Origin of the sequence: Ideonella sp. (genome assembly GCF_035254525.1) — a bacterium.
In the GTDB taxonomy this organism is placed as follows: Bacteria; Pseudomonadota; Gammaproteobacteria; order Burkholderiales; family Burkholderiaceae_C; genus Ideonella.
Map to the genome: position 1 here is coordinate 1 of NZ_DATFAN010000180.1, position 14,134 is coordinate 14,134.

The window sequence follows — 14,134 nt, forward strand, 5'->3', positions numbered from 1 at the left end:
GGCCGGCCCGGCGGCGGCCAGGGCCAGGACGGCAACGAGGCCGGCGCAGTGGACAGCAAGGGTGCGGTGAGGCGTCATGGCGTAGGGCGTTTGGCCCCGGCGTTCGGCGCGGGGCAGGGATCGGCGGACGGCGCGCGAGCCTAGGCGCGCCAAGCTGAAAGCCAGCTTGAATTCGACGCCGCCTGCGGGAAGGTCCCACGTTGCAGAAAACAAAAGGGCCCCGGCGGGGACCCTCGCGCATGAAATCGCGGCCGCTGGCGGCCCGATGGTGTTGTTACCGCGGCGGCGCCTTGATCACCACGTAGTTGGCATCCGGGGCGGACAGATCCAGCGAGACCAGGGCATCGATGTAGTGCCGGTCGGCCAGATGGGCCAGCAAGCCGATGGCGCCCAGCGTGACGGCCGCGGCGAGGCCGAAGGCCACGGCGCGCAGGCCAGCATGGGCAGTGGCAAGGCGGTGGATCAGCGTGGACATGATCGGCTCCTTGAAGAGCTCGGCACGGCGGCGTGCCTGCCGACGATTGACACTGTAGACCTGTGCGCGGCGCGCTGCCAGCGCCGCTTCCGCGTTGCGCCGGCCAGCGTGTGAAGTTCCCGGCATCGGCTTGCGGAGCGTCAACCGCGCTGGCGCATCGGCAAAAAAAAGAGGGCCCCGCGAGGGGCCCAAGAGGAGTGGAACGGGAGTCTTCAGCGAAACGGGGCGAGGTGCCTCAGGCGCGGGGCAGGCGCTTGGCGGTGACCACCACCACCTGCGCCGGGGCCGCGTCGGCGGCCTGCGCCATCAGGGCATCGTCGTACTGGCGGTCGGCGACCTGGTCCAGGCCGGCCAGCAGGCCCAGCGTCAGCACGATCGCGAGGCCGGCGGCGACGCGGCGGGCGGTGGCCTGTTGGCTGATGAAGCGGGGGGTGCGGGCGGTGGTGGACATGTGCGGCTCCTGTCGGTGGTGGGGTGTCGATGGAGTGCACTGTAGGCAGCGGCCGGTGGCCCCGCCACGTCCGTGCGACCAGCCGCCAGCGCAGCACGATGAAGTGCGTGCGCAGCGGATGAGCGGCAGATTTCGCTGCCGCGCTACTGGGGTTGACCCGGGGTTTCCGGGCCGGCGGCGGCCTCAGCGGGCCGGGCGAGGCGGGCGCGGGCTGCGCTCGCGCGGGCCTCGGGCATCGCTCGGGCGGCCATCCCGGCTGCCATGACGGGCGTCCGGCCGGGCGCCAGGGCCCGGGCGGCCCGGGCGTGCGTCGGGCCGGCCGCCGAGCGGCGCCTGCGGCGGCCGCTCACGGGCCCGATCCTCGGCCTCCTGCCGGGCCTGCGCCAGCGCGGCGTCGAGCGCCTCCGGCGTCATGCCCTTGAGGGCGCAGAAATTGTCCTTGGTCAGTGTGGTCGTCTCGAAGGCGCGCAGCAGCTGCCAGCGCTCGCGGCGCTGGTCTTCCTCCGCCTGGCGGCGGCTTTCGTGTACCGCGCGGCGACGCACCAGTTCGTCGGCCGCGGCCTGGCGGTGCTCGGCGCTGATCTCGCCGGCGGGCTGGCCGTCGAGGTCCAGGCGCTGCGGCGCGCGCGTCAGCGCAATCAGGTAGCCGGTCCCGCCGGTGTATCGGCGCAGGAAGGCCGACAGCGCGGCCTTGGTGAACACCCCCGGCGCCCGGGCCTGGATGTCGGCCTGGATGCGCAGCTTGATCGGCTTGGCCGGGCCGCTGAACAGCGCCGGAAAGAGCGCGCGCAGGCGCTCGGCGCATTCGGCCGGCGACAGGCTGGGCGTGGCTGCCGGGGGGGGCGCCTCGGTGGCGGAAGGGGTGGCCGGCACGTCGATGGGGGCGGCAGGGGTCGGGGCGTCGGGAGCGGTCATGGCACGCGGTGATGCGTTGAAGGAGAGGCCGGCAGCGCCATGCGCGCGGGCGTGAGGTCGAGGCGCGATTGTGCCCGGGTCGCCCCAGATCAAAGCCCACGAAGTTTGCGCGGATTCGGTCTGCCCGGGGCGGGCCGTTTGGTGCATCATCGCCCACTGTTGAAACGTACAGTCTCCGATCCCGCTGCGGCACGCCGCCACCGAACCACGACAACACCATGACATCGCTTCGCCGCCCCGCTTCGACCCCCACCGCCGGCTCCGGCCTGCGCGCCGCCCTGCCGCCCCAGGCCATCAGCGCCGAGGTGCTCGCCGAGAAATACGCCAAGGGCAACGAACGCACGGTCGACGAGGTGCGGCTGCGCGTGGCGCGCGCGCTGGCCGCCGTTGAGGTGCCCGAGCAGCGCGCGCTGTGGGAGCAGCGTTTCGTCGACGCGCAGCGGCGCGGCTTCGTGCCGGCCGGGCGCATCAACTCGGCCGCCGGCACCGAGCTGACGGCGACACTCATCAACTGCTTCGTGCAGCCGGTGGGCGACTCGATTGCCCAGGTCGAAGACGGCTTTCCCGGCATCTACACCGCGTTGACCGAAGCCGCCGAGACGATGCGCCGCGGCGGCGGCGTCGGCTACGACTTCTCGCGCATCCGGCCGCAGGGCGCCTGGGTCGGCTCGACGCAGTCCAGTGCCTCCGGCCCGGTCAGCTACATGCGCGTGTTCGACCGTTCTTGCGAGACGGTCGAATCGGCCGGCTCGCGCCGCGGCGCGCAGATGGCGGTGCTGCGCTGCGACCACCCGGACATCGAGACCTTCATCCGCGCCAAGGACGAAGGCGACCTGCGCAACTTCAACATCTCGGTCGGCGTGACCGACGAGTTCATGAAGGCGGTGCTGGCCGGCACGGAGGTCGAGCTGGTGCACCGCGCCGAGCCCGGCCCGGCGCAGAAGGCGGCCGGCGCCCACCGCCGTGGCGACGGCCTGTGGGTCTACCGCCGCTTGCCCGCGTCCAGGCTGTGGGACCTGATCATGCGCTCGACCTACGACCACGCCGAGCCCGGCGTGCTCTTCCTCGACCGCATCAACCACGACAACAATCTGCACTACTGCGAGACGATCGCGGCGACCAACCCCTGTGCCGAGCAGCCGCTGCCGTCCTACGGCTGTTGCTGCCTCGGCTCGATCGACCTGACGCACTTCGTCACCGCGCCGTTCGAGCCCGGGGCCGGCTTCGACGACAAGGCCTTCGCCGAGGTCGTCAAGGTGGCGGTGCGCATGCTCGACAACGTGCTCGACGTGACGGTCTGGCCGCTGCCGCAGCAGGCCGAGGAAGCGCGCAACAAGCGCCGCGTCGGCCTGGGCTTCACCGGCCTGGGCGATGCGCTGATCATGCTGGGCCTGCGCTACGACACGCCCGAGGCGCGCGAGATGGCCACCCGCATCAGCGAGTCGATGCGCGACGCGGCCTACCTCGCCAGCGCCGAACTGGCCGCCGAGCGCGGTGCCTTCCCGCTGTTCAACGCCGACCTGTACCTGTCGGGCGGCAACTTCGCCTCGCGCCTGCCGGGCGAGGTGAAGGAGCGCATCCGCGCCCAGGGCATGCGCAACTCGCACCTGCTGTCGATCGCGCCGACCGGCACGATCAGCCTGGCCTTTGCCGACAACGCGAGCAACGGCATCGAGCCGCCGTTCTCGTGGGCCTACACGCGCAAGAAGCGCATGCCCGACGGCCACTTCAAGGAGTACTCGGTCGAGGACCATGCCTGGCGCCTGTACCGCCATCTGAAGGGCGCCGATGCGGCGCTCACGCCGGCCTTCGTGACCGCGCTGGAGATGAGCGCCGAGGCCCACGCGCTGATGGTGGCGGCGGTGGCGCCCTGCATCGACACGTCGATCAGCAAGACGGTCAATGTGCCGGCCGACTACCCGTACGAGGAGTTCCAGGGCCTGTATCTCACGGCCTGGCGCTCTGGCCTGAAGGGCCTGGCGACCTACCGGCCCAATGCGGTGCTCGGCGCGGTGCTGAGCGTCGACGCGCCGGCGGCCGCCGCGGCGCCGCCGCTGGTCACCGACTCGGCCAACCAGCGTCTGACGCTGGACAAGCTGCCGGCGCCGGTGCTGACCTCGCTGCGCTGGCCGGGCCGGCCCGAGCTGCGCGCCGGCAACCCGGCCTGGAGCTACCTGATCCAGCATCCGCACGGCGACTTCTCGCTCTTCGTCGGCGAGTTGCCGGCCGAGGCCGGGCCGGGCACCGGGCTGTTCGGCACCACGCTGCCGTTCGAGGTCTGGGTCAACGGCGCCGAGCAGCCGCGCGGCCTGGGCGCGCTGGCCAAGACGCTGTCGATGGACATGCGGGCCAACGATCCGCAGTGGCTCAAGCTCAAGCTCGACGCACTGGCGACGGTCGCCGAGGAGCGCTCGTTCGAGATGCCGTTCCCACCCAACGGCGAGAAGCGCCTGTTCCCCGGCGTCGTGGCGGCCACGGCCAGCGTGATCCGCTGGCGCTGCGAGCAGCTCGGTGCCCTGCAGGAGGGCGGGCCGACGCCGGTGATAGATGCCCTCTTCAGCCGCGACGAGCCGCGCACCAGCACCTCCGGCACGCTGGCCTGGGCGGTCGACGTCGACAACCCGGCCACCGGCGAATCGTTCACGCTGACGCTGAAGGAGGTGTCGCTCGCAACCAGCGACCCGCAGGTCTCGCCGACCGGCTTCGTCACGCGCCCCTGCGCGCTGGGCTTCTCGGGCAACTACCCCAAGGCCTTCGACGGCCTGGCGCGGCTGCTGTCGCTCGACATGCGGGTCATCGACCCGGCATGGATCGGCATGAAGCTGCGCAAGCTGCTCAACGTCGGCGAGCCGCTCGGCCACTTCATGGCACCGGTGCCGGGCCAGCGGCGCCAGCAGGTCTGGCCGAGCACGGTGTCCTACGTCGCGCGCCTGATCATCCATCGCTACGCGATGCTCGGCGTGCTCGACGAGGAAGGCTTCCCGCTGCACGCGATGGGCATCCTCGAAGCGCCGGCGCCGAAGGCCAACGGCGCCGTCACCGCCCCGGTGCTCGCCGGCCGGCCCTGCCCCGAGTGCGGCAACGCGACGCTGATCCACAAGGACGGCTGCGACTTCTGCACCGCCTGCGGCTACGTCGGACAGTGCGGTTGAACCCTATCCGGCCGGGCGTGCGCTCAGCGTGATTGGCCGCGCGGTGCACCCGCGTGCCGGTCCGCTGGCTTGGTCATGCACAGGCCGGAGCGCAGCGCCCAGGCGCCGCTGGCCTCGGGCTCGAGGGTGACGATGTCGAAATAGAGGCGGCCCTCGGGCTCGCGCTGGCGGACGAAGTCGATCTGGCAGGCCGCGCCGGGGCCGGTCTTCAGCGGCTGGCAGCGGGCGGTCTGGATGGCGAGGTCCTCGGCGTGCTCGCCCGGGGGCTTGCCGCGGGTCGCGAGGTAGGCGGCTTCGTAGGCGGCCTGGATGCCCGGCACGTCGGGCATCGCGCCGGCGGCGGCCAGCGCCACCGGCGCGACCCAGGTGACCGCCGCCAGCCCCATCGCCGTGAGGCAGCGTGCGGCGAAGGTGTATTTCACTTGTTGGCCCGCACGCGGATCCGCGCCATCATGCCCTCTTCGCTGTGCTCACCGATGTGGCAGTGGTAGGCGAAGTCGCCCGCCACGGTGAACGGGATCTCGAGCAGCATCGGCTTCACGACACACTTGCCGGCGCGCCAGTCGTCCACCGATTCGCAGTCACCGTCGGCATGCGGGATCGGCACGTTGTCGTGCAGCACGCCGCCGCGGTGCAGAACGACGCGGCCGCCGACCACGTCGCGAGACAGCAGGCTGAACTTGGTCTGATGGACGTGGAAGTTGTGGTCCTCCTCAGCGATGTTGACGATCTCCCAGCGTTCGATCGTCGGCGCATTGCCGGCGCCGAGCGGCACGCAGACGGTGGGCCGCTCCGCGTCGAACGGCGCGATGTCCTGGAAGGTGCCGGGCACCGGCACGCCGTTTTCGTCGAGCTCCTCGTAGCCCAGGCCAAAGCCGACCGAGCCGCCGGGCGTGAAGCCCATGAAGATGCGCCGCATGTGGCCCGGCGCCAGCGGTGAACAATCGGCCTCGGGGCGGTACATCGCGTTGGACGCCCGCAGCTCAGCGCCCAGCCGGCGCGGGTCGCGCAGCTCGGCGTTTGCATCGCCGGTGACCGACAGGGTCTGTGGTGCGCCGGCGCTGGCGGTGCCGCGGAAGCTGACCTGCGCGAGGTCCACGGACGGCCAGGTGTCGCCGGCCGGGCCGGTCTTCACGTCGGCGGTGTAGAGCGTCGCGCTGGCGTTGGTGCCGGCCGGCGCGAGGTGGCCGTTGGCATCGCGGTGGGCGACCCAGAGTTCGACGCGCGAACTCGGCATCATCCGGATCCGGCTCGCGCACAGGGGCTTGTGGGCCAGCTTGCCGGGCACGCCAGCCGGGCAGGGCACGGCCTGGACCTTGGCGCCAGTCATGCTGCGCAGCTCGCTGTCGGTCGCTTCGGCGTCGGGCTCGACCGCGACACCGTCGACCGACAGCACCTGCACCAACATGTCCTGGCCGGTCGCGTCGTCGCGCAGGCCGAGGTCGTAGGTGACGGTGGCCGACGCGGTGGTCAGACGCCAGATCTCGCCGTTGCCCTGGTGCACCGGAATGTGCGGGAAGGCCTGGCCGTTGATGCTGAAGTACCAGCGGCCGCCGCCGGTCGGGCGGCCATGGATGCCTGCGCACGAACCCTGGCGCGAGGGCTCGTTTCGCGTCGCCTCGGTCTTGCAGAACACCGGGTACTGCTCGGTGACGATGCGTTCGCTCTTGAGGACCTGGGTGTCCTTCAGCAGCAGGTGGCGCACCGGCAAGGTCCGCAGGAAATCGCTGCAGGCGTCGTTCCTGCAAAGGTAATCGGCCGGGTCGCCGATCGTGATCACGCCGGACATGCCCGAGCTGAGCTGGTTCAAGGTCAGGCCATGCACGTGGCTGTGCAGCCAGAACAGCCCGGCGGGGTGGCTCTTGGGGATCTTGATCTCGTACTCGGTGAAGCCCAGGCGGATGTCGCCGTGCACCACGTCATCGTCGCCCGGCAGGCCGTTGTCCGGGTTGAAGGTCATCACGAAGATGTTGTCGCCGTAGGTCGGCCGCGCCTTCGTCGGAAAGCGCGGCGAGACGATCAGCCCATGGGTATGCAGGTTGGTCGGGTTGGCGCCGAGGTAGTGGTGGCCGGGCTCGCCGGCGTGCTCGGAATCGAGCACCGGCGGCAGCTTGTTGACCAACCGCATCTTCAGCGTGTCGCCCGGCTGCAGTTGCAATCGCGTGCCGCCAAACAGGTTCGTGCCGGGCGGCTTGGCGGGGCAGGTGTCGCTGCCGTCGGCGGGCCGGGGGCAGATGTCGTAGATCCAGCCGGTGGGCTTGAGATCACCCAGGGTGGTGAGCTTCTCGGCGCGCGCCACGATCAGGACGTCGAGCTCACCAGCACGGCTCTTCAGAACCGGCAGCTCGTTGAGCGTGGCAGCACCGGCGGGCAGGGCGGCCGCGAGCAGCCAGGGCGCCATGCGCTTGCCGGCAGTGCGGCGGGGGCGGAACAACGTGAGCATGAACACCCTCCGTGGTGGCGGTGCGCGAACCGGGCGATTCGAGCACACCACCGGGGGGCGGGCCTATCGTGCAACCAAGGGGGGCGCGGGCCGGCACGGCTGGCCGGCCCCACTCCAGCGCTAGACGGTCAGTAGCCGTTCTCGATCGTCGGATCGAAGCTCAGCGGCTCGTTGTCGCTGTTCTTGACCAGGTGGACAACGTACTTGTAGTGATTCGAGTCGGTGTTGGCGTCGAACAATGTGGCGGTATTCGCCGACACCGTCGTCGCGGGATTCGGGAACTGCGAAGCCGGCTGCGGGACGACGATGGCGTTGGTGGCAGCGAACGAGTAGTCGGCGTTGGCCAGGTTGAATGTGATCGTCGCGTTCGATCCGCTGACGCGGACCGGATCCGGGGTGCAGCTGACGACGCCGATGCTGCTGACGTTGACGGTGACGTTGGGCATGTGATCCTCACTGGGGTTGATGGCCGGCAGCGCCTCCGCCGCTCGCCAGCCGTTCTTGCAGATCGGCAAAGTCGGGGTGCCGATACGCCGACGCGGCGACACGCTGGGCCAGCGCGCGTGCTTCGGCGTTCTCTCCCAGGCGCGACAGCGCCTGGGCCAAGAGCGTGGTGGCGGCGGGGTCGCCCTGACCGGCCGCCTCGCGCAGGCGCGCGGCTGCTGCTCGCCAGGCATCGCGGGCGAGCCCCGATGAGCCGTCGCGTGCCAGCAGATCACCAAGCCCCACCTGCGCGGCGGCGGCCAGGCGAGACTGCAAGGCGTCGACCGCCACGCCGCCGGCGCCGGCCTGGCGCACGTCGTCCAGGTAGGCCTGGAGCGCCGGTCGCGCGCCCGGCCCCAGGTCGCCAAGCGCCAGCCGCAGGCGAAACGCCGCGCCTTGCAGAGACAGCCGCCAGGTGGCCCGCGCCGCGCCGGTGGCGAGCAGACGCGCGTTCTCTGCCTCGGCCCGCTGGAGCGCCTCGCGGGCCGCGGCGAGGTTGCCCTGCGTCCACCAGGCCTCGGCCACGCCCAGCCTGGCGAGATTGGCCTGAATCTGCCAGTCTGCGTTGTTCGGGTCGACGGCCATCAGGGCCTCGAACCCGGCCAGGGCTTCGCTGGCGGCGGCCAGCGCGGCCGGCGCCTGCCCCATCATCAGCCGCAGCTGCCCTTGTTCGTAGGTGGCGTTGGCCATCAGGCGCTGCGCGCGGCGGTCGCTTGCCGCCGCCGGCAGTTGGTTCAGCACGACCAGCTTGTCGCGCTGCGCGGCCAATGCGCCAGCCAGGTCGCCTTGGGCTTCACGTGCCTTGGCGATCCAGCCCAGTGCGTTGGCTTCTTCGAAGCGCAGATCCGACCGGGTCGATGGCGCGGCGGCGAAGGTGGCGCGCGCATCGTTGAACGCGCGCAACGCCTCGGCCGGGCGCGAGCGCTCGAGCTGCAGCACCCCGAGGTTCTGCTGCGCATAGGCGCGCTCGATGCGCCAATCGAGGCGGGCCGGATCCAGCCGCACCATTTGCTCGGCCAGGTCGAGGTAGGCCCGGAAGGCGCGTTCGGCCTCGTCGGCCTCGCCGCGGCGTCGCGCGACGAAGCCGATCCAGTACAGGCTTTGCGCGTGGTCGTACAGGCGCTGCCCGTCGTTGGGGTGGCGCTCGACCAATGCGGCGGTGCTCTGCGCGGCCTGGTGGAAGACACGGGTCGCCTCGTCGAGGTCGCCGCGGTTGTCGGCAATCTCGCCGATCAGGTGCAGCGCCCGGGCGCGGCGGCCCAGCGAGGCGGCGTCGAGCCGGTCGGCATCCTGCGTGGCGTAGTAGGCCAGCGCCTGCTTGCCGACGGCGTCGAGCGCGTCGAGCCGGCCGACCGGCTGCAGCTTGCGGCGCAGGTCGCCCAGCATGAACTCGATCAACCCCTCGGCCTGGACCTGCTGCCGGCGGGCCTCGGCAGCCTCGAACATGGCGACGCCGACGCCGGCTGCCAGCGCCAGCACGACCACCGAGCCCGCCGCCACGCCGGCCCGGTGGCGCCGCACGAACTTGGCGAGCACGTAGGCCGCGGTGTCCCGCCGCGCCGCGATCGGCTCGTGGGCCAGGTTGCGGCGCAGGTCGCCGGCCAGCGCCTCGGCGTTCGCGTAGCGCTCGGCCGGGCCCTTCTTCAGCGCCTTGGCAACGATGGTGTCGAGGTCGCCGCGCAGCGCACGCGCCTTGCGCACGGCATCGGGCGCGCCGCCGCGCAACACCGTGTCCGACAGGCGGCGCGGCTGGCGGTCCAGCGTGGCACGCATCTGATCGAGCGGGGCGCTGGTCGAGCCGGCCGTCGGGTGGCTGCCGCCGAGCAGCACGTACAGCAGCACACCGAGCGCGTAGACGTCGGTGGCGGTGGTGACTTCGCCGCCCTGCAATTGCTCGGGGGCGGCGTATTGCAGCGTGAACGCGCGGCCGGCACGCTGGGTCAGCTCGGTGGCGTCCGGCGGTGCGCCGGTGGTGGGGCCGCCGGATGCGTCGCGCAGCAGCTTGGCGATGCCGAAGTCGAGCAGCTTCACCTCGCCGCCGGCGGTGACCAGGATGTTGCTTGGCTTCAGGTCGCGGTGCAGGATCAGGCGGTTGTGCGCATGGGCCACCGCATCGAGCACGTCGAGGAACAGGTGCAGCCGGGCGGCCACGTCGAGCCCCTGGCGTTCGCAATGCTGGTCGATCGGCAGGCCGTCGACGTACTCGAGCACCAGGTAGGGCTGCGCGCCGCCGATGCGGCCGGCACCGGGGCCGGGGGTGTGGACGCCGGCGTCGATCAGCCGGGCGATGTGCGGGTGGGCCAGCCGGGCCAGGATGCGGCCCTCGCGGGCGAAGCGTTCTGCGTCAGCGCGTGGAACCAGGCCGGCATGCAGGAACTTGATCGCCACCTGGCCCTCGAAGCGGCCGTCGGTGCGGCGAGCCAGCCAGACGCTGCCCATGCCGCCCTGGCCGAGTTCGCGCTCGATCGTGTAGGCGCCGACCGCCTGGCCCTCGAGCGCCGCGGCGGGCGGCACGGCCGGCGCCTCCAGAAAAGCCTCGCGGTCCAGGGTGTCCAGGCTGGCCAGCAGGGCGGCCAAGTCGTCGGCCAGCGCCGGGTCGTCGGCGCGCAGCGCCGCCAGCCGCTCGGCGCGGGCGGCGGCATCCATGTCCAGCAGAGCGTCCAGGTGCGGGCTGAGCAGCGGCCAGCGGGCTTTGTCGACCACGTGTGGCCCGCCCTGAGGCGCTGCGGCACGGGGGTCGAGCTCGGCCATGGCTATTTCAGCGCCAGCGACAGGAACAGGCGCGCCTTCTGCCAGTCGCGCTGGACCGTGCGCTCGGTGACGCCCAGGCAGTCGGCGATCTCGGCCTCCGACAGGCCGCCGAAATAGCGCATCTGCACGACCTGGGCCAGCCTCGGCTCGCTGCCGGCGAGTTCGTCCAGCGCCTCGTGCACGCGCAGCACCTCGTCTTCGTGGCGGGCGACGGAGTCGCCGATTGCGGTGTTCAGCGTGACATGCCAGGCGCCGCCGCCATGGCGGTCGGCCTGGCGGGCGCGCAGCAGGTCGACCACGATGTTGCGCATCACCTGGGCCGCGTAGGCCAGGAAATGCCGCCGGTCGGCGAATTCAGGGCCGCCGCCGCGGGCCAGGCGCAGGTAGGACTCGTGGACCAGCGAGGTGGTGTCCAGCAAGGTCACGTCGCCGGAGCGCCTCAGGCGGCTGCGGGCGAGGCGCTGCAAGTCGGCATATAGCAGCGCGATCACCTGATCGGCCGCCTGACGGTTTCCGTCAGCGGCATCGCGAAGCAGCAGCGTGATGTCGTGGCTCATGCGAAGAGGGGGTGGCAACTCCGCGCGGAAGCGCCACGAGCGACTCTAGCGGGCAGCGTGGGCAGCGGCAATGCGCAGCGCACCGAGGGTGTGGCCCGCGCGCCGCGGCAGAAATTTTGTTGGCCGATGTCGGGTTTCGGCGCGCGATTCCGTTTTACCTGTCAGAAAGCCACCAAGGTGGACGCTGCGGGACCAGTGGAGGGTTCAGTGACGACATCACGAAAGGTGCTCAGGGAGCGAGCGCGAGGCCGACCGGCGGTGCCGGTCGGCCTGCCTCTTCGCCCCACTCTGCCCAACGGGGACTGTCAGGGACCGCCAGGGAATGCCAGGATGGACCGTCCTTCGAGCGCAGCAGACCTCATCGACCGGATCGAGCAGCGCCGCGCGCAGTGCCGGCGCGCCCGGGCGCCGCTGGCGCTGCTGTGCATCGAGGTCGAGGACCTGGCCGGCTGGCGTGAACGCCATGGCGACGCGGTCGTGCGCAGCCTGGTCGGCGAGATGGGTCTGCGGCTGCGCCGGCGGGTACGCGACAGCGACGAGGTGCTGAGCTGCGCCGGCCACTCGTTCGCCGTCCTGTTGCCGGGTGTCGGCGCCCGCGAGGCGGCGGGCGTCTGCCTGCGGCTGCAAACCGCGTTGGGCTCGCCCTACCGCATCGGCACCCACCTGGTCGCACCGGCCGTGCAGATCTCGCAACAGCTGTGGCCGGCCGAATCGCCGGCGCTGGCGACGCAGGCAGCGCAGACGAGTCACCGAGGTTGACGGGGCCTTTGCCTCGCTCAGTGGTGGGTTTGCGCCTGCAGCCGGTCGAGCTTGGCGGCGTACAGGTCGTGCTCGCCGCGGGTCGTGCTGTTGGCCATGGCCTGGGCCAGATGGCGGCGAGCGGCGCGGGCGTCGCCGAGCCCGGCATAAGCGACCGCCAGCCAGAAATGCACCTCGTGGTAGTCCGGGTCGCGGGACAGCTCCCGCTGCAGCCAGGCCCGGCCGGCTTCGAAATCACCCCGCTGGACGGCGGCGCGGCCGAGCTCGAAGAAGTAGAACGGGGGGTGGCTCTCGAGCCGGGCGAGTTGCTGCTTCGCTTCCTGCGCCTCGGCATCGCGTCCCTGGCTGAACAGCACCGACGACAGGTCGGCCAGCGCCTGGGTGTTGCGCGGCTCGGCCCGCAGCGCATGGCGGAACGCCACCTCGGCGGCATCGAGCAGGCCGCGGCGGTGGTAGATCACGCCGAGCGTGATCTGGGCGCTGGTGAAGCCGGGATCCTGCGCCACGGCCGCCTTGGACCAGGCGTAGGCCTGGTCCAGATCACCCTGGGCCAGGGTTTCGGCGGCGCGGTTGTTGAAGAACATCGCCAGCACGCGCGCCTCGCTGATCACCGTGACGCGCCGGCCCCGCAGATCCTGCGGCGGCAGGAAGTCGACCGTCAGCGCCACGTCGTTGCCGATGCCGCCGGCTCGGTCCAGCATGCGGTGGCCGAGCACGAGGTTCACATGCCCGGCAGCGAGCAGCAGCGACTGGCCGCGCGTCCAGCTGTCTTCCACGTCGACCGACTGGAAGGTCACCGGCAGATCCAGGTGCCGCGCCAGCGCCGCGGTCATGATGACCAGCGACAGGCAGTTGCCCGAGCGGGCGGCGAAGGCCTCGCTGGCCGTCCGCGTGGAGGCCGAGTCGTACTCCAGGCGCAGCATCTCGCGCTCGTACAGCGCATCGATCAGCCCACGCTGGCGGCCGCTGCGGCGCAACTGGCGGCCGATGTCCTGGTCGAGGTAGCGCGCCATGGCCGGGCTCAGCGCGAACACATCTTCGACCCGCACCGCCTGGGAAGGCGGGCCGAAGGCCGCGTCACGCAGCAGGGAGGTCGCGGGTTCCGGCGCGGCGCTCGGCGCCGTGGCGCAGCCGGCGAACAGCAGGCTCGCCCCGACGGCCAGCAGCAGACTTCGCAGCAAGGCAGGGCGTGACACGGCAGTCTCCGAAGATGGCGACATCCGTGATCGTAGGCCGGTTCGAGGCCGGCTGCACTCAGTTCTCGGGCCCATTGGGCCCGCCCGGCACGGGGCCCGCCGTCAGCGCAGAAACAAGCGGTAGACGGGGTTGTCGGTCTCGTCGACGCAGGGGTAGGCCAGCGTGTCGAGGAAATCCTTGAAGGCCTTCTTGTCGGCCTTGGGTACCTGAATGCCAACCAGGATGCGGCCGTAATCGGCACCTTGGTTGCGGTAGTGGAACAGGCTGATATTCCAGCTCGGGTGCATCGCGGCCAGGAAGCGCATCAGCGCGCCCGGGCGTTCGGGGAACTCGAATCGGTACAGGCGCTCGTCCTGCGCCAGCTCGCTGCGGCCGCCGACCATGTGGCGAACGTGCTCCTTCGCGAGCTCGTCGTCGGTCAGGTTCACGGTGGCAAAACCATGCCGGATGAAGTTGCGCTCGATCTTGTCGGCCTCGTCGCGCCGGGCGATCGAGATGCCGACGAAGACGTGCGCCACCCGGGCGTCGGAGATGCGGTAGTTGAATTCGGTCACCGAGCGGGGGTGCGTCGGCGTGCCGATCAGCTCGCAAAACCGCTTGAAGCTGCCGCGCTCTTCGGGGATGGTGACGGCGAACAGGGCTTCGCGCTGCTCGCCGAACTCGGCCCGCTCGCTGACGAAGCGCAGGCGGTCGAAGTTCATGTTGGCGCCGGAAGTCACCGCGACGAAGGTCTTGCCCTTCGGCTTGTGTGTTTCGACGTACTGCTTCAGGCCCGCCACGCCCAGCGCGCCGGAAGGTTCGACGATCGAGCGGGTGTCCTGGAACACGTCCTTCATCGCGGCGCAGACGGCGTCGGTGTCGACCAGGACATAGTCGTCGACCAGCTCGCGCGCGAGGCGGAAGGTCTCTTCGCCGACCAGCTTGACCGCGGTGCCATCGGCGAACAGGCCG

12 protein-coding genes are annotated in these 14,134 nt (G+C 71.2%); 2 read left to right on the top strand and 10 right to left on the bottom strand.

Annotated features, from left to right (window positions below; genetic code table 11):
• Positions 1–274: 274 nt before the first annotated feature.
• From VJ693_RS19105 to VJ693_RS19115, 3 genes are all read right to left on the bottom strand, one after another.
• Complete coding sequence (locus VJ693_RS19105; RefSeq protein WP_324156767.1) at positions 275–475, bottom strand: hypothetical protein; 201 nt, start codon at positions 473–475, stop codon at positions 275–277.
• 235 nt (positions 476–710) lie between these two features.
• Positions 711–926, bottom strand: coding sequence for a hypothetical protein (locus VJ693_RS19110; protein WP_324156768.1), 216 nt, complete (start codon positions 924–926; stop codon positions 711–713).
• A gap of 183 nt (positions 927–1,109) precedes the next feature.
• Entirely contained in the window at positions 1,110–1,841 is a 732-nt protein-coding gene (locus VJ693_RS19115) for a ProQ/FinO family protein (RefSeq protein ID WP_324156770.1), read from the bottom strand.
• 218 nt (positions 1,842–2,059) lie between these two features.
• Between VJ693_RS19115 and VJ693_RS19120 the strand changes: the two genes are divergently transcribed.
• Complete coding sequence (locus tag VJ693_RS19120) at positions 2,060–4,993, top strand: adenosylcobalamin-dependent ribonucleoside-diphosphate reductase (RefSeq protein ID WP_324156772.1); 2,934 nt, start codon at positions 2,060–2,062, stop codon at positions 4,991–4,993.
• Positions 4,994–5,016: 23 nt separating this feature from the next.
• On the opposite strand, the gene VJ693_RS19125 is transcribed toward VJ693_RS19120, so the two are convergent.
• The 5 genes from VJ693_RS19125 to VJ693_RS19145 all read right to left on the bottom strand — a co-directional run bounded on the left by VJ693_RS19125 (position 5,017) and on the right by VJ693_RS19145 (position 11,227).
• Positions 5,017–5,415, bottom strand: a complete 399-nt coding sequence (locus VJ693_RS19125; protein WP_324156774.1) for a hypothetical protein — start codon at positions 5,413–5,415, stop codon at positions 5,017–5,019.
• On the bottom strand, positions 5,412–7,436 hold the full coding sequence (locus tag VJ693_RS19130; protein ID WP_324156776.1) for a multicopper oxidase family protein: 2,025 nt from the start codon (positions 7,434–7,436) through the stop codon (positions 5,412–5,414). Before VJ693_RS19130 ends, VJ693_RS19125 begins: the two co-directional genes overlap by 4 nt.
• Positions 7,437–7,564: 128 nt before the next feature.
• Positions 7,565–7,882 carry a hypothetical protein gene (locus VJ693_RS19135; RefSeq protein WP_324156778.1) on the bottom strand — a complete coding sequence of 106 codons (318 nt, stop codon included), beginning with the start codon at positions 7,880–7,882 and terminating at the stop codon, positions 7,565–7,567.
• A gap of 7 nt (positions 7,883–7,889) precedes the next feature.
• Positions 7,890–10,622, bottom strand: coding sequence for a serine/threonine protein kinase (locus VJ693_RS19140; protein WP_324156780.1), 2,733 nt, complete (start codon positions 10,620–10,622; stop codon positions 7,890–7,892).
• A gap of 50 nt (positions 10,623–10,672) precedes the next feature.
• Positions 10,673–11,227 (bottom strand): ECF-type sigma factor, encoded by a 555-nt coding sequence (locus VJ693_RS19145; protein ID WP_324156781.1) that lies wholly within the window; start codon positions 11,225–11,227, stop codon positions 10,673–10,675.
• Positions 11,228–11,557: 330 nt separating this feature from the next.
• Between VJ693_RS19145 and VJ693_RS19150 the strand changes: the two genes are divergently transcribed.
• Positions 11,558–11,986, top strand: coding sequence for a GGDEF domain-containing protein (locus tag VJ693_RS19150; RefSeq protein ID WP_324156783.1), 429 nt, complete (start codon positions 11,558–11,560; stop codon positions 11,984–11,986).
• 17 nt (positions 11,987–12,003) lie between these two features.
• Here the strand turns inward: VJ693_RS19150 and VJ693_RS19155 are convergent, their stop codons facing one another.
• A complete protein-coding gene (locus VJ693_RS19155) occupies positions 12,004–13,182 on the bottom strand; it encodes a tetratricopeptide repeat protein (protein ID WP_324156784.1) in 1,179 nt (392 codons plus the stop codon).
• 102 nt (positions 13,183–13,284) lie between these two features.
• Positions 13,285–14,134, bottom strand: an 850-nt coding sequence (gene ilvA / locus VJ693_RS19160; protein ID WP_324156786.1) for a threonine ammonia-lyase, biosynthetic, incomplete at its 5' end; no start/stop codon positions are given.